The following is a 20,248-nucleotide window of genomic DNA, read 5'->3' as shown; positions in this document are numbered from 1 at the left end:
GGGCGGCCCGTCCGGCCAGGAGATCACATGCAGCACATACTCATCGCCAACCGCGCTGCCATCGCGGTGCGCGCCGCACGGACCTGCCGATCGCTGGGCCTGGAGACGACCGCGCTGTGCGCCGCGACGGACACCCAGGACACCCACGCGGCGTGGGCCCACCACACCGTCTCCGTCGAGGGGTACGGCCTGCCCGACACCTACGACAGCGCCGAGCGGGTGCTCTCCGCGGTACGGCGCAGCGGCGTCGACTGCGTGTACCCCGGATACGGGTCGCTCGCCGAGAACGCCGACTTCGTCGCCGGCCTGGAAGCCCTGGGCGTGACCTTCGTGGGCCCCTCGGCCGCGGCCCTGCGCCTGGCGGGCAGCAAGGCGGCGGCGGTGGAGGCCGCGCACCGCATCGGCGTGCCCGTCCTCCCGCACGCCTCGGCCCGCGGCCGCGACGAGGTCCTGGCCCGGGTCCGGGAGGTCGGCCTGCCCGCCGTGCTCAAGCCGGAATACGGCTACGGCGGCCAGGAGGTCCGCATCGCCCGCTCGGCCGAGGACGTCGAACGCGCCCTCGCGGCAGGCGGGGCGGACACGTCCTGGTACATCGAGAAGTACCTGACCGTGAACCGGGTCATCGGTGTGACCCTCGCCGTGGACCACCACGGCACCGTGATCCCGCTGGGCGAGCGGGAGAGCCTGCTGGTCGCGGACGGGCTCAAGCTCCTGGAGGCCTCCCCCGTCCAGGGCGTCGGCGCCGACACCCTGGCGGCGCTTCGCGCGGACGCGGCCCGGGTGGCGGAGGCGTTCGGCCTGCGCAACGTGATGACGGTGGAGTTCATCGTCGGCCCGGACCGCTACTACTTCCTGGAGGTCAACGGGCGGCTGCCGCTGGCGTACCAGATGTCCGAGCGGCAGACCGGCGTCGACCTGGTCGGACTCCAGCTGCGCATCGCCCGCGGCGAGCACATCTCCCCGGACGACGTCCGCGTGGACCGAGCCCGGCACTGCCTGGAGGCCCGCCTCTTCACGCACCCCCAGGAGCTGGCCGGCTTCCCGGAGGTCGGCAAGCTCGACCACTTCGAGCTGGCGGACACCGAGGGGGTCTCGTACGCGTGGTCGGTCGACCCGCAGCGGCCCGTCACCTACGAACTCATCCTCGCCCAGGCCCTGGCCGACGGCGCCGACCGGCCCGCGGCGGCGCGCCTGGTCCGCAAGGCGCTGGAGGCCTCCCGCGTCGACGGACTGCGCTGCTACGTGGAGGAGATCACCCAGCGGCTGAACGACGAGTGCTGAGCCGCCCCCCACCCGGAGCGCACCGAACCCCCCCAGTGGAACACCAGGAGAGCAGAACATGCAGCAGGGACTGACCGTCGCCTTCCTCGGCATCGACGGCATAGGCAAGAGCACGCTGTGCCGTGCCTTCGAGGAGCGCCTTCGGGAGGCGGGCCAGGAGGTCGTGACCGTCAGCTGGCGCGCCGCGCTGGAGGAGACCGCGGCGCCCTGGCCGGCCGTACCCCTCCAGCAGCTGTGGCTGGAGTCCTTCCGCACCCTGTACGGCGCGGGGCTGCGCGACGACCGCCCGCTGGACATCCCGCGCGGCTACGACGAGTGGCGCGACAAGGACTGGGAGCGCCACCTGGCTGCCGAGCCGGTCATGCGGAACAGGGCCTCGGGCGCCCTGGCCGCGGCGTTCGTGGAGATCGCCGGCAACGTCCTGCTGGCGGCGGAGGTCACCCGCCCGGCGCTCGCCCGGGGCGCGGTCGTCGTCCAGGAGTCCTTCCCCCTCAAGCACGTCCTGAAGGAACTCGCGGTGGCCGAACGGCTGGCCGCCGAGGGCCAGGGCGACCCGGCGGCGGCCCCGGTCGGCGAGCTGGCCCGCGCGCTGCGGGGCATGCTCGACCTCGTCTTCGGTTCCGGGCTGCTGAAGCCGGACGTGGGCATCCTGGTCGACGGCCCGTCCGCGTACGCCTACCGGTGGCGCACCGCCCAGAACGGCGCGGTCGGCGCGCTGGAGGACTACGGCGTGGCGGGTGAGCGGAGCGAGGAGTCGTTCAGCCGCATGCAGGACGAGACGGCCGCCCTGTTCCGGGAGTATGCGGACACCTGGGGCTGGATCGTGCACCAGGTTGACGACGCCGGAGTCGAGGCGAACACCCGGCGCGGCCTGGACGCGCTGTGCGCCCACCCGGCGCTGGCCGCGCGGCTGTCCGCGTCGGCCGGCGGCGGAGCGGACGCCCGATGACGGACGGCACCGCCGCGTCGGACCGGCGGGTGCTGCGCGCCCTGCTCGGCTCGACCATGCTGTCCAAGGTCGCCGACTGGCAGCTGGGCATCGTCATCCCGCTGGCCGTGCTCGACGCGACGGACTCGGTCGCCATGTCGCTCGTCTCGTTCGCCATGCGCGGCGTGACGTATGTCGGATCCCCCTTCCTCGGCGCGCTCATCGACCGCTACGACAAGCGGGCGATCTACGTGCTGTCCCAGCTGCAGCAGGCCGCGTGCCTGGTGCTGCTGGCCGGTCTGCTGTCCGATCAGGTGGCGGTGGCCGGCCTGCTGCTGCTCTCCGGCATCGGCGGAGTGGCGAGCACCATCACCGGCCAGTTCGTCCTGATCCCGCGGCTGATCAGCGAGCCGGGCCGGCCCGTGGCGGTGGCCAAACTGAACTCGACGATCGAGTTCTCCAAGGTCATCGGCCTGGTCCTGGGCGGGGCGGCGTTCTCCGCGCTGGGCGGAGTCCCGGCGGCCCTGTGCATCGCGGGGCTGTACCTGCTCGCCGGGGCGACGGCCCTGCTGTTGCCGAAGATCCCGTCGGACCACGGGAAGATGGACCTCCGCCGCGATCTCGCGATCGGGTTCCGCTGGGTCGGCAAGCGGGAGATCCTCTGGCTCGTGGTGACCATGTCGATGACCAACCTGGCAATCGGCCAGCTCGAACCGGCCCTGATCACCGAGTTCGGGCAGCGGGACATGAACACCACCGTCATCTCGGGCGTCCTCGCGGTCGGGTTGCTCATGGGCGCGGTGGCCAGCCGACTGGCGCCGGCCATCCTGCCCGCGGTGGGCCCCGAACGCCGGATCCTGGCCTGCCAGTTGGTCGCGTTCGCCGGACTCGCGCTCGTCTCGGTCCCCAACGTGCCGGTGAAGCTGGCCGGGTTCATGATCGAGTGCTTCGCCGTCGCCGTGAGCAACGTCGCCTCCATCACCTACCGGCAGGAGACGATCCCGGTCGAGATCGCCGGCCGGGCCAACGCGACCATCCGGATGTTCATCACCGGGGCCACGCCCCTGTCGGGCTTCCTCTACGCCTGGGCGAGCCGCTTCGAGGGCTTCCGCTTCTGGCTGCCCTCGCTGTGCATCTGGGTGGTCTCGATCGCCATCTGGGCCGTGTACACCCGCCAGGCGGGGCGGACCGCGGTCGCAACCCCCCCTCGGGAAGGAGCCTTCGGTGGAAATCGCTGAGCAGGACGGACTGGTCATCGCGACGCTGGACCGGGCCGAGGCCGAACGCCGGGCCTGGCGGGAGGCCGCCGTGCCGCTGGACATCGCCAGGCTCGCCGACTCGGAGGAGGCCGACGACGACGTCCTCGCCGAACTCGGCTTCACGGCCCGCCCGCACTGGGTGAACTGGTGCGCGCCCGTACGGTCCTCCGAGGCGGAGTACACGGCCGCGCTCTCCGGCACCGAGCGGCGCAACGTCCGGCTGGGGCGCCGGGTCATCCTCGACGAGTCGCTGCGGCTCGTGGTCCAGGAGGGCCTGACCGAGGAGCTCATGGACGACTTCCTGGACGTCTACGACGCCCAGATCGCCGGCATGCCGCGCGGGAGGAACTTCGCGCGCGCCCGGCGCGAGCGGCTGCTGGACGCGGCCGCGGAGCACATCGGAGTCAGCGTCTACGCGGGCCCGACCATGGTCGCCGGGTCCCTCTGGCGGGTCCGGCCCGAGCCCTCGGTGCTCCAGATGCGCTTCTCCGCGTCCGCCCCGGACGCCCGGTCGGGCCGGGTGCTGCGGGCCGTGTACGCCGAGGCGCTGGAGTTCGCCCGCGGCAGGGGCCTGGCCCACGCCTCGCTCGGCAACGACCCGTCGCTCTTCGGGCACGTGGTCCAGCCCGGCCTGTTCAACTTCAAGAGCCGGTTCGGCTTCACCCCCGTGCCCTCGCAGATCCTCGACCCCCACCTGGGCGGGGAGCACGCGGACCGGTTCCTGAGCCTGCGGTCCCTGGCGGACCCGACCCTCGTCGTCGCCTCCGGCGGGTACCGAGGCACGTCACCGACCCTGCCCGAGGCCCTGTCGGCACGCGGCCACGACCTGCTCCTGCTGTCGGTGAACCCCGCCGAAGAGGCGGCGGCCGGCTTCCTCACCGGGGCGTTCCGGAACGTCTCGGTCCTGCCGGTACCGGCGGGCGCGGCGGACTGACCCCGGGGCCGCGCCCGGAGCCCCCTCGGCTACCCCCTGCCCGGGACCGGAGTGCGCGGGCCCCTTGCCGGGGGAGCCCAGTCCACGGCGTCGACTTGGTACCCGGTCGAGGCGAGGAACCGGGCGAGCTCCCCGGTCCCGCAGGCCACCTCCAGGGCCCTGGCCCCCCGAGTGCCCTCCGGCAGGGCCAGGTGCTCGGCGAGGATGGTCTTCTCGGTGTCGGTCAGGGGGCGGAAGTCGCGGCCGGACTCGTAGTGGGCGTGCCAGGTCTGTGCGGTGTGGGTGGTGCTCATGCGGTGCAGGCTCCCTCTGGGGCGGGGGTGGCTCAGGAACGGTCGATGGGGTGCTGGGAGGCAGGTCCGTAGAGGGCGGCGGGCCGGCCGGTCATGAGAGCCCGGTAGCGGTCGCCGAACGACCAGTGACACCACTCCGTGCCGTAGTTGACGAGGCCGGCGGCCGTGAGCGCACGGCTGAGGGTGGCGCGGAGCTCGGCCGCGTACTCCTCGAAGTACCGCTGCTGGAGTGCTGGGGCCGGAACCCTTCGACGACGAGGAGGCGCAGGCTTTCGGGCAGCAGCGACTGGGCGTGCGGCAGCCGGTCGAGGACACCGGCGCGGAGGTGCGCGAACGCGTACGCGGGATCGGCGCGGCGGTTGTCGAGGAGAAGGGCGGTTCGCTGAGGATGTTGTCCGAGCGCAGGCGGGTGATCTCTGCTGCATCGGCCGGGGTGGCGAGGCGGGGTTCGGGCACGGGGTTCCTTTCTCGAAGGGGACGGTGCGGTGGGGCCCGGTTCAGGGGCGGTAGATCGTGTGGAGCCGGCCCAGGGTGCGGTGGCCGCGTTCGGTGACCTCGGGGTCGCCGTGGCTGGTGCCGTAGGCGATGCCGGAGACAGCGTCGAAGGCGGCCTCGCAGTCCAGGCGGAGCTCCTCCTCGGAGGTGAGGATCAGGCCGTAGCCGTCGAGGAACGCCTCGCGCAGGTCCGGGCGGCCGGTCCAGGTGTCGCTCAGCCGCACCAGGTCCCGCGTCGCGGTGTTGTACTCGGAACGCTCGAAGTCGAACAGCAGCGGTTCGCCGTCGTCGCCGATCAGGACGTTGCGGTACTGCAAGTCCCCGTGCGTGGGCACGAGCACGGGCCTCGGCAGGTCCGCGTAACTGCGGGCGAGGGCGAGGATCAGGTCCTCGTCCCCGTCCGCCAAGTACGGCCGAGCGCCCTCCAGATGGCGCTTGATCTTGTCGGCCGCCGTTGCGGTTTCGGCGGGCCGTTCGGGTGAGCTGCCGTGGAGGGCACGGACGAGGCGGCCCAGAGCGTGCTGGATGCGCGCCTCGTCGGCCGGGTCGAGGACCATGCCGTGCAGCGGGCGCCCGGGCAGTGCGGTGACGACGACGGCCTGCGCGTCGGTGTCGGCCGCGACGAGACGGGGCGCCCGCGGCCCGAGGGACGGCACCCACGACCGGTACGCCGACACTTCCCGGCCGTGGAACTTCGCCCCGCGATGCCGCTTCAGGTACCAGGTCCCGCCGCCAGGCGCGGTGAGCCGCCACACCCGGCTGCCGGTGCGAACCCAGGACACCTCCGATGCTTCCGCGATCCGGCCGATGGCCTGCTCGGCGAACAGCCGCAGCCGGTACGGCAGCTCCGCCGCGTCGGCGGGCGGCCCGGCCAGGAGCTGGGTGCGGTCGGCGTCGTCCGGGCTGTACTCGATGGCGTCGTGCGGTTGTTGGAAGTGCACGGCGGCGGGCAAGCCTGCGCGGTAGGTGTCCAGTCCGGCCCGGCAGTACGCGACCATCGGGTCGGGCAGGGAGTTCAGCGGGTACCAGTCCATGCCGTCGCACCGGTCCGGTTCCGTGATCCGGGGCTGACCCGACCAGCGGCGTACCTCGAAGAACACGCCGATTCGGGAGCGGGATCCGGTCGGCGGGCGGTGGTGGACGGTGATCGCCGCGGTCACGTCGTCCGTCTCGATCTGGACGCCCGTTTCCTCAAGGGCTTCCCGGATGACGGCTGCGACCATGTCCTCGTCCGGGTCGAGGTGCCCGGACGGGAGGTGCCACAGGCCCGACGCATACACCGGCCCTGCCCGGCGCGACAGCAGCACCTCCGGGCCGATCTCGCCGTCGCGGCGCAGGATGAGGTGGACGTCCACGGGCACCGTGTGCCGGGCCCCGGCGCTCACCGCGCCGCCCCCGGGCGGCGGGCGAGCAGCACGGTGAACGTGCCGTCCTCGTGCAGGACTCCGCCCTGCACATGCCGAGAGTCGGGGGCCCCGATGACCAGGTGGTCGGCGGCCCGGTTCCGCACGAGCCCGGGGCGCAGGTGGTCCAGGGCGAGCCAGAGCCCCCGCGCCTCTTCCGGCGGCGGACCCGTGCGGGTGGTGCGTGTGCTGCCCCCGTCCGCGGCCTCGATCCGGCTCCGCAGGCCGGGCTTGAGGTACAGCCGGCTCCAGCCGTGGCCCGCCCGGTGCCCGAGCCGCACCGCTTCCAGACGGGCCTGGACGCGCCCGCTGCCGGTCCGGGTCAGGACGCCCAGACCAGGCCAGGACGGCGAGGACGTCGACAAGGTCGCCGGCGCCAGCCCGCCGACGGCAAGCTGCTGCGACCAGGCATCCGGCACCCGCGTGACCGCGTACGACACGAAGATCCGGTCGTAGTCCGCGCCGGCGGGCCAGCCGTGCTGTCCGTCCCCGGTCACGGCCGTGGGCCGGTGACCGAGCAGGGCCAGCCGTTCGCGGGCGGCGGCGGTGACATGCTCGTTCCGGTCCATGGTGACCACCTCTGCATCGCCCGTGATCCGGCAGGCGACGGCTGCAGTCACCCCGGCACCGGTTCCGGCGTCCAGGACTCGCTGGCCCGGCCGCATGCCGAGGCGCTGCAGGAGCGCGACGGTCATGCCGACCGTGCTGGACATGGCGGTCATCGAACCGCCCGACCGCGGGGCCGCCACCCGGCCGAGCACCGGCTCGCCGTCGTGCTGGACCAGCACGCTCTCCCCGCCGTACAGCAGCCCGAGCAGCTCCTCCCGGTCTGCGGGAACGGCCCAGTCGAGCAGGTCCCAGCGCGGCGGGGTCTCGTCCGGCCCGCTGCGCCGCACGTACGCCCGTGGCATCAGCACCTCCCGCCGCACCGCGAGGAACGCGCCCCGGAGCGGGCCCGCCTGGAGATGACCGGCGGCTTCCAGCGCGGCGACCATCTCCGCCCGCGCGACTGCCGCCCTCTCATCAAGGGCGACTCCGGTACGGGCGGGCGGTACGAGGGGATCGAGCACGGACGACTCCTCAAGCTGAGTGGGGCGGGTGGGGTGCAGGGTGGTCAGGTCCAGCCGAGCTCGGTATAGGGACGGCCGGCCTGGATGCCTTCGATGGCCGCGCGGGTGTAGGGGACGATCGGCTCGGGGAGGCCGTCGGTGGGCCACCAGCCCCAGGAGACGCACCGGTCCGGCTCCCGGACCTCGGGCGTTCCGCTCCACTGCCGGGCGCGGAAGACGAGCCCGATTCTGGGCTGGTCCCCGGGCTTGTCCACCATGTGCACCACGTGCGCGAGGTCGATGTCGGCGGGGTCGATGAGCAGCCCGGCCTCTTCCCGCGCCTCGCGGACCAGGCAGGCCACGGCGGACTCCTGCTCGCAGTGCCCGGCGAGGAAGTGGTGGGTGCCGCCGGCGTACGCGGAGTGGGGGTGCCGCAGGCCGAGCAGCACCTGGCCGTCGCGTTCCAGGTAGAGGTGGACGCCGACGATGTGCGGAACGCTGGTGCTGCCCGCCTTCGGCCTGTCCGGCCCGCCGGCTCCGCCGTGGGGCACCGTCGTGCTGCGGGCCGAGTGTTGGACGTGCCGGCGTACGAGGTCCAGGGTGGAGGGGTTCAGCCGCAGGCGCGCCATGGTGTCGGGGTGGAACCAGGCCAGCATCACGCCCTCGGTGAGCGGCAGGCCGGCGGGGTCGCCGTTCCACTGGGCGGTGAACACCTGCACCGGCACGGTCAGGCCGTCGGTGCCGGTGGCGAGGTCGACGGCGAACGGCTCCACGACTCCCGGCTCGAGCCCGGCCTCCTCCCGCAGTTCACGGCGGACGGTGTCTTCGAGGGACGTATCGCCCGGCTCGCGGCCTCCGCCGAGTAGCGCCCAGGCCCCGGGTTCCCAGATGCCGGGGATGTCGTCGCGCAGGTGCAGCAGGTAGCGGCCGTGCCCGTCGTGGATCAAGGCCGAGGCGTTGACCGGCTCGATGCGGCCGTCGAGTTCGGAGGAGCAGAGCTTCGCCCGCAGCTGCGGGGCGGTGACCTCGTCGAAGGCGCGCCACTCGGCGGCCGAGACCTCCTCCGTCTGCACGGTGACTTCGACCTCGCTGTCCACCAGCTGGAAGACGAAGCGGAAGTCCCAGTGCTGGTGGGCGCCTTCGCCCTTGACCGGGTTGGCGTCGACGTCGAAGACGTCGATGTCGATGGGCAGGCTCCCGTAGGCGGCGGTGGCGCACAGGGCGCCGGGCGGGATGCCGGCCTCCTCGTGGACCTCGCGCAGTGCCGTCTCCAGCAGCGAGCGGTCACCTGCCTCGACGTGCCCGCCGGGTGCCAGCATCAGCCCGAAGGTGTTGTGGTGGATGAGCAGGACACGGCTGCCGTGGCCGACGACGACGGCGCTGCACGTGATGTGCCCCGGGATGGTCGAGCGGCTCGTGGGCTCGGCGTCTTCGTCCAGCATGCGCAACAGAGGTGCCAGCAGGGGCGCTTCAGCCGGGTGCTGTTCCAGGTAGGCGGTGACGAGATCGCTGATGTGCTCGCGGGTGGGTGGCAACAGAAGCCTCACAGTAGGGCGAGAGGGCGAGAGGGCGGAGTGAAGGGGGCGGCGGTGGCGCTCACGTGTGCGGGTCCGCTTCGGTGGCCTCGGCGGGCGGACGGTCGCCCCGGGCGAGGGCGCAGTCGCCGGGGGGAGGGGCGGGGACGGGCATCGCGCTCAAGCGGCTGACCGGGGAGCGCCAGAGCACTACTGCCGGTAGGACCAGCACCAGCGCCCCGACGGCCAGAGCGGTACGCGCCCCGTACGCAGTGGCTACGGCGCCGCCGGCCAGGGCGGCGAAGGGCTTGCTCCCGGAGACCAGCCAGGTCGAGGTCTGCTGCGCCCGCGACTGCAGGTGGGGCGGGCAGATTTGCTGGCGTACCGACCTCTGGGTGGTGCCCGCCACCGCCGCGGCGGCGAGCTGGAGCCCGCCCGCGGCGGCGAGGACGGCCAGCCAGCCGGGCCCGGGCCGGGCGAACAGCAGGGGCACGCCCGCAACTGGGCAGGTCGCGAATCCGGCGAGCAGGGTGGGGCCGGGGCCGAGGCGGGCCACGATCCGCGGAGCCGCCAGGGCACCGACGAGCGCGCCCGCGCCGGAGACACCCATCACGATCCCCAGCCCGGTCGGTCCCGCCTCCAGCGCGGTCAGCAGGTAGTACGCGAACAGGGCGCCGGACACGCCGACACCCACACCAGTGAGGGTCAGCGCGAGGACGACGTCCCTGACCAGCGGAGTCCGCGCCGTGTAGGCCACGCCCTCCCAGATCTCCCCGGCCAACCGCCGCCGGGGCCGCCCCTTGCCCGCTGCCGGCCGGCCAGGCTCCGGAATCCGGGCCGCGCACCATGCGGACACCAGGTACGACAGGGCGTCCAGCCAGAAGGCCTTCGCCGCGCCGACGGCAGCGACGACCGCGGTGCCCAGGTAGGTTCCGGCCGTGTCCGCGGCCCCGAACGCGGCACCCACCCGGGCGTTGGCCCGGTGCAGCAGGGCGGGTTCGACCAGCTGCGGGACGATCGCGATGGCCGCCGCCTGGTGCAGGACGGTCACCGCACCCAGGACCAGAGCGACCGCGTACAGGACGTGCATCGACAGCACCCCGGCCAGCGCCGCCACGGGAACCACCGTGACGACGACAGCGCCCGCAAGGTCCGTTCCCACCAGCAGGGCCCGCTTGGCGTACCGGTCGACGATGCCGCCCGCCGGGAGGGCCAGGAGGAAGGTGGGCAGGTGGGCCAGGGAGGCGAGCAGAGCGGCCTGCCCGGCCGTCGCGTCCAGTTCGAGGACGGCCAGGGCGGGCAGGGCCACCAGGTGCACCGAAGTCCCCACCAGACCAGCGGACTCCCCTCGCAGGTACAACCGGAACCCCGTCCCGAGGTCCGGCGCCTTCTCGCGTGCGGAAGGCCGGGGGCGAGGGAGCGTCACCACAGGACGGCCTCCGTCAGCAGCCGGTCTGCGGGCAGCAGCTCGAGGTGAAGGCCGTCGACCGGCATCAGCGCAAGTCCGGCTCCGGAGGCAGGCGGACGGGCCTCGTCGCGTTCCGCCGCGCTGCGGACGTTCACCCCGGTGTCCTGGCCCTGGGTCGCGGCGGCGGTCATGCGTGGTCCTGGGTGTGCAGAGTGTCGTGGCCGCCGGCCGACTGGGTGGGGATCGCGGCATTGAAGGCTGAGGCCTGGACGAGGTAGGCGTCGCGGAAGTCCCCCGTACCCGTAGCCGGGTCCATCAGCTCGGCGAAGCTTCCCGACTCGGCGACCCGGCCGGCCTTCAGGACGTGGATCAGGTCCGCATGGCGCACGGAATGCAGGCGGTGGGTGATGAGCACGATCGTCTGCCCGGTGCTCGCGGCCAGAGCCCTGATCTGGTCGAAGACCCGCTGTTCCGCGACCGCGTCCAGGGCGCTGGTGGGCTCGTCCACGATCAGGATCTCGGCCTGCCGGTACTTGGCGCGGGCGATGCCGATGCGCTGCCACTGGCCGCCGGAGATCTGGTGCCCGCCGCGGTAGCCCCGAGCCAGCAGCGTGCCGAGCCCGCGCGGCAGGTCGTCGAGGACCTCGTCGGCACCGGAGAAGCCGGAGGCTTCCTCGACCGCCCGGTCGTCGATGGCCTGACCGGGCTGGCCGATACCGACGTTCACCCGGAACGTGAAAGGCCAGTGGTAGAAGTCCTGCGACATCAGCGCGACGCGGCCGAAGACCTGGTCGCGGTCGGCGGTACGGGCATCGACGTCGTCCCACCAGATCGTGCCGCTGCCCTCGTCCGGCAGGTAGAGGCCGGCGAGGAGCCTGACCAGGGTGGACTTGCCGGAGCCGTTCTCACCCACCAGCGCGATGATCTTCCCTGTCGGGAACGAAAGGCTCACCTCGCGCAGCGTGGGTTCCGGCTCGCCGTCACCGCCACTGCCGGGGTAAGTGAAGGTGACCTCCTCGAACCGGACTTCCCGCAGCCGCTCTGGCAGTGGGTCCCCGCCCACGGGGATGGCCCGGGTCTTCGCCTCCCGGCACAGCCGCTCGAAGTCGGCGACGAACAGGGACTCCTGGTGGAGTTCGGTGACCTGGAGCACCAGGCTGTCGAGGCTGGCGGCGCCGGTACGGATGGCGAGTACCGCCGTGCCGGCGACGCCGAGTTCCATCGCTCCGCCCCAGAGCAGCGCGCCCAGGGCGCCGTAGGTGAGGAGGGTGGCGAGGCCGCCGGCGCCGTCGGCGGCGAGCCCGATCCGGGCGGCGCGGCGGGCCAGCCGGGTCTGTTCGCGCTCGCTGGTCTCGGCCATGGTCCGGAAGTGCCCGAGCAGGAAGGGCCCGACGCCATGGACGCGGACCTCGGCAGCCGCTTCCTTCTGGGTCAGCAGCTGGCCGAGCAGGTGTCCGGCGCGGGCGTGTTGCACGAATGCGTGAAAGGAGATGTACCGCTGGCGGGAGATCATCAGCGAACTCCACGCGCTCGGCAGGGTCATCAGGACCAAGAGCGGCAGCAGCACTGGGTGCAGGACGGTGAGCACGCCGGCCGCTGCGATCAGCGAGACCGCGGAGTTCAGGGTGTTGGTGCAGTAGCGGATCATGCGCCGGGCCGAGTCGGCGCCGTACCGGGCCGCGTCCAGCAGCCGATGGAACTCGTCGTCCTCGATCGCCGACAACTCCGTGCGGTGCACCAACCCGAGGTACTGCTCGGTGGCGACTCGCTGGACCTTGGGCTCCAGGGCCCCGGTGGCCGCCGTTGAGGCCGAGCGCAGGAGCGACCCGAGGAACGCCGTGACGGCGACGACCGTGAGCGCGGGCAGCGCCTGAGTCAGGCGCTCGTTGGTGCTGCCGGCCGCGAGGACGTGGCCGAGCACGCTGTTGACGGCGACCAGGCCGACAGCCTGCGCGACGCCCCGCCCGGCCTCGGAGGCCAGGACGACGCGCAGGGCCCGTGCGTCGGCGAGGTGGGCGAGCCGCAGGCCGGTCCCCGCCAGCCGGGGGAGCCGGCGCGCCATCGTCCAGAGCCCGAGCCCCAGCCAGGCGCCCTCGTGCTGGTCCCAGCCGATGTCGTAGGCCAGCTCGCCGCCGAAGAGGAGCCGCTCGGAGTCCGATACCCCCGCGGCGCCGGATCCGCTTGCCGAGTCCTTGCTCACGCAGCCCTCCCGAAAATCGGTCGTGAGCCGCGGGAGCAGGCAGATGAGGCGTCAACACGACTCCCACCCGCTGGGTGCAGGCGCTGGGCGGGCTCGCCGTGTTCGATTAATGGGACGGTGTCCAAGTGTTTCGGCAGGAGATTCACGGGATCCTCCGGATGGGCGCACGACTGGCACTGGTGCTCTAAGAACGGCTCCGATGCGGGTGCGTCACGGCTGAATCAGGGGCAAAAGGGGAACGAATGTTCCCGTCTGTCTGGGTGGGCTTGGTGCGCCTGCGTTCGTGGCGACGAAACTCGCTCGAACAGGGCGTGTCACCCGGGCGGGGGATTGCCGACCAAATGCGGACGTCGGCTTCCTCAGCCCGTAGCAGCTCAGGGGGCCGACAGGCTGTCTCTGATCACGCGGTCGCTCCGATGTAGAGCCCAGGGCGCAGGCTTCGACGAGGTCGCGACGGTCCTGGAGCTGTGTCGGGGTGGCGAGCTCGGTGAACAGCGGGTCGTCCAGGACTTGCCGAGAGGCACCCACCGGTCGTCTCGGCGTTCGTGGACGATGGAGGGGGAGACGCTGCCCTTGATGCGCTGGGGAACGATGAGCCGCCCGCCGGGCGCGCGCTGGTCGAGCCAGGAGTGCGGGATGCCGTGGGTGCTGACAGTGGCGATGATCCGGTCGTACGGCGCCCCGTCGGCGTAGCCGGCGGCTCCGTCGCGGGTCAGGGCTTCGACGTTCGCGTACCCGGCGGCGGCCAGGTGCGCGCGGGCGCCGTCGACGAGGTGGGCGATGAGGGCGGCGTTGATGGCGTTCAGGAGCAGGCCAACAGTCTCATCGAGCAGTCCATGGAGGAGTGGTACCGCGTCAGCAGGGGCGTGCCGCCCACCCCGTGAGCCAAGTCTGGTCCGTGACTGGTCCGGGACTGGTCCGGGACAGCTGGTCTGGAGTGGGAGAGGCGCGGGAGGAACTGGGAGGAGCAGGAAATTCCGATGTCCGCGTCGAGCGGGTCGCGCCAACGGCGCCTGACGGGCAAAAGCCCGGGTCAGGCGCCGTTTTCCGTGCTCCTAGAAGAAGCCGAGCTTCTTCGGCGAGTACGAGACGAGGAGATTCTTCGTCTGCTGGTAGTGCTCCAGCATCATCTTGTGGGTCTCCCGGCCGATGCCCGACTGCTTGTAGCCGCCGAAGGCCGCGTGGGCCGGGTAGGCGTGGTAGCAGTTCGTCCAGACGCGGCCCGCCTGGATGGCGCGGCCCGCGCGGTAGGCCGTGTTGATGTCGCGGCTCCATACGCCCGCGCCCAGGCCGTAGGCCGTGTCGTTGGCTATGCGGACGGCGTCGTCGAAGTCCTGGAAGGAGGTCACCGACACCACCGGGCCGAAGATCTCCTCCTGGAAGATCCGCATCCGGTTGTCGCCCTCGAAGATGGTCGGTTCCACGTAGAAGCCGCCCGCCAGATCGCCGCCGTGCTCGATGCGGCTGCCGCCCGTGAGGACCTTCGCGCCCTCCCGCTGGCCGATCTCCACGTACGAGAGGATCTTGCGGAGCTGCTCCTCCGAGGCCTGGGCGCCGATCATCGTGTCCGTGTCCAGCGGGTGGCCCGGGACGATGAGTTCGGTGCGGGCCACCGCCGCGTCCAGGAAGTCGCCGTACCGGCCGCGCTCGATCAGCGCGCGCGACGGGCTCGTACACACCTCGCCCTGGTTCAGGGCGAACATCGTGAAGCCCTCCAGGGCCTTGTCGCGCAGGTCGTCGTCCGTCGCCCAGATGTCGTCGAAGAAGATGTTCGGGCTCTTGCCGCCGAGTTCGAGCGTCACCGGCTTCAGGTGCTCCGCCGCGTACTGCATGATCAGGCGGCCCGTGGAGGTCTCCCCGGTGAAGGCGATCTTCGCCACGCGCGGGCTGGAGGCGAGGGGCTTGCCGGCCTCCTCGCCGAAGCCGTTGACGATGTTCACCACGCCCGGCGGCAGCAGGTCCGACACCAGGCTCAGCCAGTAGTGGACGGAGGCCGGGGTCTGCTCGGCGGGCTTGAGGACGACGGTGTTCCCCGCCGCCAGCGCCGGGGCCAGCTTCCACACGGCCATCAGGATCGGGAAGTTCCACGGGATGATCTGGCCGACCACGCCCAGCGGCTCGTGGAAGTGGTACGCCACCGTGTCGTCGTCGAGCTGGCTGAGCGCGCCCTCCTGCGCGCGCAGGGCGCCCGCGAAGTAGCGGAACTGGTCGATGGCCAGGGGGAGATCGGCTGCCAGGGTCTCGCGGATCGGCTTGCCGTTCTCCCATGTCTCCGCGACGGCGAGGGCCTCCAGGTTCTGTTCCATGCGGTCCGCGATGCGCAGGAGGATCGTGGAGCGTTCGGTCACGGAGGTGCGGCCCCAGGCGGGGGCCGCCGCGTGGGCGGCGTCCAGGGCCCGTTCCACGTCCTCCGCCGTGCCGCGCGCGACCTCGGTGAAGGGCCGGCCGGTGACGGGGGAGGGGTTCTCGAAGTACCGGCCGCGGGCAGGCTCCACGTACTCCCCGCCGATGAAGTGGCCGTAGCGGGACGCGTACGACATCAGCGCGCCCTCGGTACCGGGTGCCGCGTAACGGGCCATGGGTGTCCTCCCCTTGCCGGGCGCCGGCCGCCGTCGGACAGCGCTCGGCGAGGAGGCTAGGGGCGGGCAGGTTGCGGATACGTTGCACGCCCGGCGCCGAGTTCCTCGTCGAGGGAGCGTACGCGGGCCAGCGCGGCCGGCCGTCCCTGCGGCGGCAGGGCATCGGCCAGGGCCCGCCACACCGCGGGATCCTCCGCGCCCCACGGGCTGCACACCCAGTCGGCCAGCAGCCCCGGGTCCGCCCGGGCGATCACCGCGGCCCGCGCCTGCTCCTCGATCCGCCGCCGCAGCCGGACGACGCCCGGGGCCGAGGAGGCGGGCAGCAGCGGGCCCGGATAGCGGGTGAGGGCGGCGGAGACGGCGCCCGCCGCCAAGTGCCGGGTCACGGCCGTGAAATCGGCCTCCAGGGGGACGGCCGTGCGGTACGGCCGGGACAGCAGGTTCCCGGCGCCGAGCAGGGCGCGCAGCCGGGACATCTCCGCCCGCAGCGTCACCGCCGCCACCGACTCCTCCTCGTACAGGGCGAAGGCCAGCTCCTCCCCGGACAGCCCCTCGGGGTGGTGCGCGAGCAGCGTCAGGATCTCGCTGTGCCGCCGCCCCAGCGGGATCCGCCGGCCGCCGAGCACCAGCAGTGCCTCGTCCCGCCCGAGCGCGGCGAGCGTGTCGCGGGGGGCCGGCGGCTGCGGCGCCAGCAGCGCCAGCTGGGCCTCGGCGGCCCGCGCCACCGCCTGGACGAACGCCAGCGAATGGGGGTGGGCCAGCCCGTCGCCGCCGGTGATGTCGACCGCCCCGAGCACCCGGCCCGTGCCGGGGTCCCGCACCGGGGCCGCCGCGCACGTCCAGGGGTGCACGCGGCGGCTGAAGTGCTCCGCGCCGAAGACCTGCACGGGCTCCCCGACGGCGACCGCCGTGCCCGGCGCGTTGGTCCCCATCGCCGACTCCGCCCAGCGCGTGCCCGGTACGAAGCCGAGCCGCTCGGCGCGGCGCAGGGTGGCCGTCTCCCCCTCGACCCAGAGCAGCTCGCCGCGGGCGTCGCACACCGCGAGCAGATGGGCCCCGCGCGCCGCGAACGCCCCGACCAGATCCCGGAACAGCGGCATCACCGGCGCCAGCGGATGCTGTTCCCGGTAGGCCGGCAGCTCCGCCTCCGGCCGGGCCTGCCGGGGCGCGGACTCCGGGCTGACCCGCGCCCGCGCGCACCGCCGCCAGGACTGCGCGATGACGGCCCGGACCGGCGGCTCGACGCGGCCGTCCCGGGTGAAGGCCTCGTGCGCCCGCCGCAGGACGCGCGTGCGCTCGACGGGATCGGCCCCGCCCGGCAGCGCCAACGACGGATCGCCCATGTCACCCTCCCGAGGGGTCGTGGAGCCGGGTACGCGGAGGGCCCCATCGTCGTGCGGCTCCCGGACCCCGGCAAGCGTCGCGTCGGCCAGTCCGCGGCGGAACCCGGCCGGGAACACACGGCCGCGCCCGCACGTTGACCATGGCGGAAGCAGCAGTTCGGCCGCCGGGGGGCGGCAGGGGGACAGGGGACTTTCTCATGAGCACCACCACGGGGCACGGCGCGACGGCGGACGGCGCCACGGCGAACGGCGCGACGGTCGCGGCCGTCAGCAGCAACGCCGAGTACTCCTTCACCAAGCCCAACCGGGAGAGCATCACGCTCCTCGCCGGCCTCGGCGTCGAGGGCGACGTCCACGCCGGGGTCACGGTCAAGCACCGCTCGCGCGTGGCGCAGGACCCGACCCAGCCCAACCTGCGCCAGGTCCACCTGATCCACCGGGAACTGTTCGACGAGGTCGCCGGAGCCGGCTTCAGCGTCGCTCCGGGCCAGCTCGGGGAGAACGTGACCACCGAGGGCATAGACCTGCACGCCCTGCCGACGGGCACGCTGCTGCGCATAGGCGAGGAAGCGGTGGTGGAGGTGACGGGCCTGCGCAATCCGTGCCCGCAGATCAACGCCTTCCAGGACGGCCTGCTCAAGCAGGTCGTGGGCCGGGACGAGGAGGGCCGGGTGGTCCGCAAGGCCGGGATCATGGGCGTGGTCCACCAGGGCGGCACGATCCGCCCCGGCGACCCCATCACCACCACCCTGCCGCCCCTCCCGCACGTCCCGCTCGAACGCGTGTGACGGGGGCGGGGCGGGCGGCGGCGGACGGTCCGTCTGGCCGGCCGGGAGATGCACGACACGGACGCCGTGTTCCGGCAGTTCTACGACGCGCTGAGGCTCCCCTCCTGGACACAGCGGCCCGAAGGCATCGAGAGGGGCAGGTTCGTCCTCGTCATGCCGTGTGACGCCGCGGCCGTTCCGTCCCTGCGGGGACGGCTGCGGGCGTGCATGGAGGAGGAGTCCTAGTAGTAGTCCCGCATCAGGGCGTTTGCCCACGGGGGCTGGCGGGTCTCGCCGCGGGGGGCGAATTCCGTCATGTACGGCTTCAGGTCGAGCACGGGGGTTCCGTCCACCGCGTCCAGGCCCTCCACGTGCACGTCCAGGCCGTCGACGGCGAGCACCCTGCACCGGGACAGGCCGATGCGGTTGGGGCGGTTCTTGCCGCGCTGGGCGAAGATCCCGACCAGGGGCCAGTCCAGGTTGCCCCGGGGATGCCGGGCGCCTGTCTCGATCTTCTCCACCGGCACCCGGTCGAAGTGGTACACGACCTCGACGTGGGAGAAGTCCTCCAGCCCGTACAGGGCTTCGGGGCCGAAGCGCTCGGCGTCCAGCCGGATCACCGCCCGCTCGCGTCCCCAGTCGTCGTCGGCGACCTCCACCCGGCCGCCCACGACCAGACCCACCGGCCGGGACTCCACCGGCTCCGTCGATCCCGCCATCACGTTCCCCCGTGTTCCGTTGCCGATTGCCGATTGCCGATTGCCGGGTCTTCCGGTCGTCCGGGCCCGTGCCCCGGGCCCCGCGCACTCAGGCCGGCCGGGCCGCCACGCCGTCCAGCGCCGCCAGCAGGCCGGACAGTTCCGGCAGCCCGGCGTCCCCTTGGCGGGGTACGGAGAGGACCCCGCCCGGTTCCTCGTCCAGCAGGACGAACGCCGGGCCGCCCGTCCGGGCCACCAGCGACCAGCCGGGCCCGTCGGCCCGCAGGGTCCGTACGCCCTCGCCCGCGAAGGCCGACCGGACCCGCCCCGGCGGCGGGGCCTGCCGGGCGTACCCGGCGGCCTCCTCCAGCGCCCGCGCGAGCCCGGGGTGCGCGGCAGCCGCCGCCCCGCCGTCCTCCGCGACGCGCTCGCGCCAGTCCGCCCACTCGCGGGCGATCTGGTCCGCGCCCAGGCGCCGCTGCACCGGCCCCCAGGCCTCCGCCGACGGCGGCGCCAGCGGCACGCGCCCCGTGCCGTCCGCACCCTGTTCCGGGTCGTGCGGCTCGGGGATGCCCGCCGTCGACACCGTCAGCTCCAACGGCCAGCCCGCCAGCGAGACCACGATCGTGCGCTCGTCGGGCGACAGGTCGTAGTCCATACCGCAGTCCCAGGAGGCGATGGCCGCGGCCACGAGCGAGACGTCGTCCACGACGACCGTCCAGCGCGCGCCCTCCTCGTCCTGCCCCAGGACCAGCCCGTACCCGTCGGCGGCCGGCTCCACGCCCAGATGCGCGCACGCCTCGGGGAAGTCGTCGCCGAGCACCGCCGGGAACTGCGCGGGGGTCAGCAGCACGGCCGTCAGCACGTACAGCGAGCCCCCGTCCTCCTCGTCGGACACGTGGCCTCCCGGTCCCTCCCGATCGCGTTCTCGTCGGCGCACCTTAACCAGCGGGTAACTCGCACGTCGAGACCCGACGGGCATCGATTTCCAAGCCCGCTACCTGCACGTAGAGTTGGGGACCCGCCACAGAAAGGGAGACCGGTGCAGCGTTACGACCGGCTGAGGGAGATCCTCCGGCTCGACCCCGACAAGGACTTCCTCGCCATCTACCGGCTCACCGCCACCTACGAGTTCCCCTGGGACTTCACCCGCGCCCTGGAGCTCGCGCTCTTCAGGACCTACGCCGTCCCCTCCATCGGGGCCCTCCTCGCCGAGACCGCGGAGTTCACCGACCGCGCCCAGAAGCGGTACGACGACACCTCGCTGCTCCTCGACGCGGTCGTCGAGCACGGCTTCGAGAGCGACACCGCACGCACCGCGATCCGCCGCGTCAACCAGATGCACCGCAGCTACGACATCTCGAACGACGACATGCGCTACGTCCTGTGCACCTTCGTGGTGATTCCGGCACGCTGGCTCGACGTCTACGGCTGGCGCCCGCTGACCCATCACGAGCGCAGGGCCTGCGCCAACTACTACGCGGCCCTCGGCCGGCACCTGGGCATCACGGACATCCCGGGCTCGTACGAGGAGTTCGAGACCGCACTGGACGCCTACGAGGAGGCCCACTTCGGCTGGGACGAGGGCGGTCGCGCGGTCGCCGACTCCACCCTCGACCTGATGGCCTCCTGGTACCCGGCGCCGCTCGCCCCCGCCGTGCGCCGCGCGAGCCTCGCCCTGCTCGACGAGCCGCTGCTGACCGCCTTCCGGTACGAGACCCCCGGCCCCGGCCTCCAGCGGCTGGTCCGGGGCGCGCTGCGGGCGCGCGGCCGGGCCGTGCGGCTGCTGCCCCCGCGCACCGCCCCGCACTACGCCCGCCAGAACCCGGAGATCAAGGGCTACCGCGACGGTTACGACGTCGGCGAGCTCGGCACGTTCCCCGTGCCCGGCGCGGGCGGCTGCCCCGTGCCGCACCCGCGCCGCCCGGCCGGCGCCGACGCCCAGCCCCCGGCGTAGCCCCCGGGCCCGGCGTGTCCCGGGCCCGGCCCGGGGGGGGCCCCCCCCCGGCGGGGTGAACGGAGAGGAAAAAGAAGAGGGGGTCCCTCCTGGTGGGCGCAGGTCTCTCCCCCCCAGCACAACACACACAAGAAGCAAGG

At 73.1% G+C, this 20,248-nt stretch carries 20 protein-coding genes and 1 pseudogene; 8 read left to right on the top strand and 13 right to left on the bottom strand.

Going from position 1 to position 20,248, the window contains the following annotated elements:
- Nucleotides 1-27 precede the first annotated feature (27 nt).
- The 4 genes from AC07A6_RS07665 to AC07A6_RS07650 are packed head-to-tail and all read left to right on the top strand — an operon-like array spanning nt 28 to nt 4,402.
- The gene (locus AC07A6_RS07665) at nt 28-1,281 is read left to right on the top strand and encodes an ATP-binding protein (RefSeq protein WP_478776428.1); all 1,254 of its coding nucleotides are present in this window, start codon (nt 28-30) and stop codon (nt 1,279-1,281) included.
- A gap of 58 nt (nt 1,282-1,339) precedes the next feature.
- Entirely contained in the window at nt 1,340-2,230 is an 891-nt protein-coding gene (locus tag AC07A6_RS07660; RefSeq protein WP_478776427.1) for a hypothetical protein, read from the top strand.
- Nucleotides 2,227-3,447 (top strand): MFS transporter, encoded by a 1,221-nt coding sequence (locus AC07A6_RS07655; RefSeq protein WP_478776426.1) that lies wholly within the window; start codon nt 2,227-2,229, stop codon nt 3,445-3,447. The genes AC07A6_RS07660 and AC07A6_RS07655 overlap by 4 nt, the downstream gene beginning before the upstream one ends.
- Nucleotides 3,434-4,402 carry a hypothetical protein gene (locus AC07A6_RS07650; protein WP_478776425.1) on the top strand — a complete coding sequence of 323 codons (969 nt, stop codon included), beginning with the start codon at nt 3,434-3,436 and terminating at the stop codon, nt 4,400-4,402. Before AC07A6_RS07655 ends, AC07A6_RS07650 begins: the two co-directional genes overlap by 14 nt.
- A gap of 29 nt (nt 4,403-4,431) precedes the next feature.
- Here AC07A6_RS07650 and AC07A6_RS07645 read toward each other — a convergent pair whose 3' ends face one another.
- The 9 genes and pseudogenes from AC07A6_RS07645 to AC07A6_RS07605 form a co-directional block, all read right to left on the bottom strand.
- Nucleotides 4,432-4,695 carry a class I SAM-dependent methyltransferase gene (locus tag AC07A6_RS07645; RefSeq protein WP_478776424.1) on the bottom strand — a complete coding sequence of 88 codons (264 nt, stop codon included), beginning with the start codon at nt 4,693-4,695 and terminating at the stop codon, nt 4,432-4,434.
- Nucleotides 4,696-4,727: 32 nt separating this feature from the next.
- Nucleotides 4,728-5,068 (bottom strand): annotated as a pseudogene (locus AC07A6_RS07640) (M15 family metallopeptidase domain-containing protein); the annotation flags it as partial.
- Nucleotides 5,069-5,192: 124 nt separating this feature from the next.
- Nucleotides 5,193-6,545, bottom strand: coding sequence for a phosphotransferase (locus tag AC07A6_RS07635; protein ID WP_478776423.1), 1,353 nt, complete (start codon nt 6,543-6,545; stop codon nt 5,193-5,195).
- A gap of 26 nt (nt 6,546-6,571) precedes the next feature.
- A complete protein-coding gene (locus AC07A6_RS07630) occupies nt 6,572-7,663 on the bottom strand; it encodes a protein-L-isoaspartate O-methyltransferase family protein (RefSeq protein WP_478776422.1) in 1,092 nt (363 codons plus the stop codon).
- 44 nt (nt 7,664-7,707) lie between these two features.
- Nucleotides 7,708-9,177: an NUDIX domain-containing protein gene (locus tag AC07A6_RS07625; protein ID WP_478776421.1), complete on the bottom strand. Its 1,470-nt coding sequence runs from the start codon at nt 9,175-9,177 to the stop codon at nt 7,708-7,710.
- 61 nt (nt 9,178-9,238) lie between these two features.
- Nucleotides 9,239-10,582: an MFS transporter gene (locus tag AC07A6_RS07620; RefSeq protein ID WP_478776519.1), complete on the bottom strand. Its 1,344-nt coding sequence runs from the start codon at nt 10,580-10,582 to the stop codon at nt 9,239-9,241.
- The gene (locus AC07A6_RS07615) at nt 10,579-10,755 is read right to left on the bottom strand and encodes a hypothetical protein (RefSeq protein WP_478776420.1); all 177 of its coding nucleotides are present in this window, start codon (nt 10,753-10,755) and stop codon (nt 10,579-10,581) included. Before AC07A6_RS07615 ends, AC07A6_RS07620 begins: the two co-directional genes overlap by 4 nt.
- Nucleotides 10,752-12,764 (bottom strand): ABC transporter ATP-binding protein, encoded by a 2,013-nt coding sequence (locus AC07A6_RS07610; protein ID WP_478776419.1) that lies wholly within the window; start codon nt 12,762-12,764, stop codon nt 10,752-10,754. The genes AC07A6_RS07615 and AC07A6_RS07610 overlap by 4 nt, the downstream gene beginning before the upstream one ends.
- 374 nt (nt 12,765-13,138) lie before the next feature.
- Nucleotides 13,139-13,513 (bottom strand): hypothetical protein, encoded by a 375-nt coding sequence (locus AC07A6_RS07605; RefSeq protein WP_478776518.1) that lies wholly within the window; start codon nt 13,511-13,513, stop codon nt 13,139-13,141.
- Between AC07A6_RS07605 and AC07A6_RS07600 the strand changes: the two genes are divergently transcribed.
- Nucleotides 13,406-13,648, top strand: coding sequence for a hypothetical protein (locus AC07A6_RS07600; RefSeq protein WP_478776526.1), 243 nt, complete (start codon nt 13,406-13,408; stop codon nt 13,646-13,648). The genes AC07A6_RS07605 and AC07A6_RS07600 overlap by 108 nt on opposite strands.
- Before the next feature lie 171 nt (nt 13,649-13,819).
- On the opposite strand, the gene exaC is transcribed toward AC07A6_RS07600, so the two are convergent.
- Nucleotides 13,820-15,343 carry an acetaldehyde dehydrogenase ExaC gene (gene exaC / locus AC07A6_RS07595; protein ID WP_478776418.1) on the bottom strand — a complete coding sequence of 508 codons (1,524 nt, stop codon included), beginning with the start codon at nt 15,341-15,343 and terminating at the stop codon, nt 13,820-13,822.
- Nucleotides 15,344-15,399: 56 nt separating this feature from the next.
- Nucleotides 15,400-16,686 carry a GAF domain-containing protein gene (locus AC07A6_RS07590; RefSeq protein ID WP_478776417.1) on the bottom strand — a complete coding sequence of 429 codons (1,287 nt, stop codon included), beginning with the start codon at nt 16,684-16,686 and terminating at the stop codon, nt 15,400-15,402.
- 197 nt (nt 16,687-16,883) lie between these two features.
- Between AC07A6_RS07590 and AC07A6_RS07585 the strand changes: the two genes are divergently transcribed.
- Together AC07A6_RS07585 and AC07A6_RS07580 are read left to right on the top strand one after the other, a co-directional pair.
- Nucleotides 16,884-17,474, top strand: coding sequence for an MOSC domain-containing protein (locus AC07A6_RS07585; RefSeq protein WP_478776416.1), 591 nt, complete (start codon nt 16,884-16,886; stop codon nt 17,472-17,474).
- Between the two features lie 48 nt (nt 17,475-17,522).
- Nucleotides 17,523-17,699 carry a hypothetical protein gene (locus tag AC07A6_RS07580; protein WP_478776415.1) on the top strand — a complete coding sequence of 59 codons (177 nt, stop codon included), beginning with the start codon at nt 17,523-17,525 and terminating at the stop codon, nt 17,697-17,699.
- Here AC07A6_RS07580 and AC07A6_RS07575 read toward each other — a convergent pair.
- Nucleotides 17,696-18,172 (bottom strand): SAM-dependent methyltransferase, encoded by a 477-nt coding sequence (locus tag AC07A6_RS07575; protein ID WP_478776414.1) that lies wholly within the window; start codon nt 18,170-18,172, stop codon nt 17,696-17,698. The genes AC07A6_RS07580 and AC07A6_RS07575 overlap by 4 nt on opposite strands.
- Before the next feature lie 88 nt (nt 18,173-18,260).
- A complete protein-coding gene (locus tag AC07A6_RS07570; protein WP_362463486.1) occupies nt 18,261-19,049 on the bottom strand; it encodes a hypothetical protein in 789 nt (262 codons plus the stop codon).
- A gap of 144 nt (nt 19,050-19,193) precedes the next feature.
- On the opposite strand from AC07A6_RS07570, the gene AC07A6_RS07565 reads away from it, so the two are divergent.
- Complete coding sequence (locus AC07A6_RS07565; RefSeq protein WP_386270790.1) at nt 19,194-20,108, top strand: oxygenase MpaB family protein; 915 nt, start codon at nt 19,194-19,196, stop codon at nt 20,106-20,108.
- Nucleotides 20,109-20,248: the final 140 nt, after the last annotated feature.

The organism is Streptomyces sp. NPDC044002 (assembly GCF_056434525.1).
Note: the sequence above shows the minus strand (reverse complement) of the source record. Positions and strands in the feature narration are given on the sequence as shown.

Bases quoted from the DNA above. Each gene is read 5' to 3' on its own strand.
- exaC (WP_478776418.1), bottom strand. From the start codon at position 15,343: ATGGCCCGTTACGCGGCACCCGGTACCGAGGGCGCGCTGATGTCGTAC.
- AC07A6_RS07575 (WP_478776414.1), bottom strand. From the start codon at position 18,172: ATGGCGGGATCGACGGAGCCGGTGGAGTCCCGGCCGGTGGGTCTGGTC.
- AC07A6_RS07615 (WP_478776420.1), bottom strand. From the start codon at position 10,755: ATGACCGCCGCCGCGACCCAGGGCCAGGACACCGGGGTGAACGTCCGC.
- AC07A6_RS07580 (WP_478776415.1), top strand. From the start codon at position 17,523: ATGCACGACACGGACGCCGTGTTCCGGCAGTTCTACGACGCGCTGAGG.
- AC07A6_RS07655 (WP_478776426.1), top strand. From the start codon at position 2,227: ATGACGGACGGCACCGCCGCGTCGGACCGGCGGGTGCTGCGCGCCCTG.
- AC07A6_RS07665 (WP_478776428.1), top strand. From the start codon at position 28: ATGCAGCACATACTCATCGCCAACCGCGCTGCCATCGCGGTGCGCGCC.
- AC07A6_RS07660 (WP_478776427.1), top strand. From the start codon at position 1,340: ATGCAGCAGGGACTGACCGTCGCCTTCCTCGGCATCGACGGCATAGGC.
- AC07A6_RS07585 (WP_478776416.1), top strand. From the start codon at position 16,884: ATGAGCACCACCACGGGGCACGGCGCGACGGCGGACGGCGCCACGGCG.
- AC07A6_RS07590 (WP_478776417.1), bottom strand. From the start codon at position 16,686: ATGGGCGATCCGTCGTTGGCGCTGCCGGGCGGGGCCGATCCCGTCGAG.
- AC07A6_RS07645 (WP_478776424.1), bottom strand. From the start codon at position 4,695: ATGAGCACCACCCACACCGCACAGACCTGGCACGCCCACTACGAGTCC.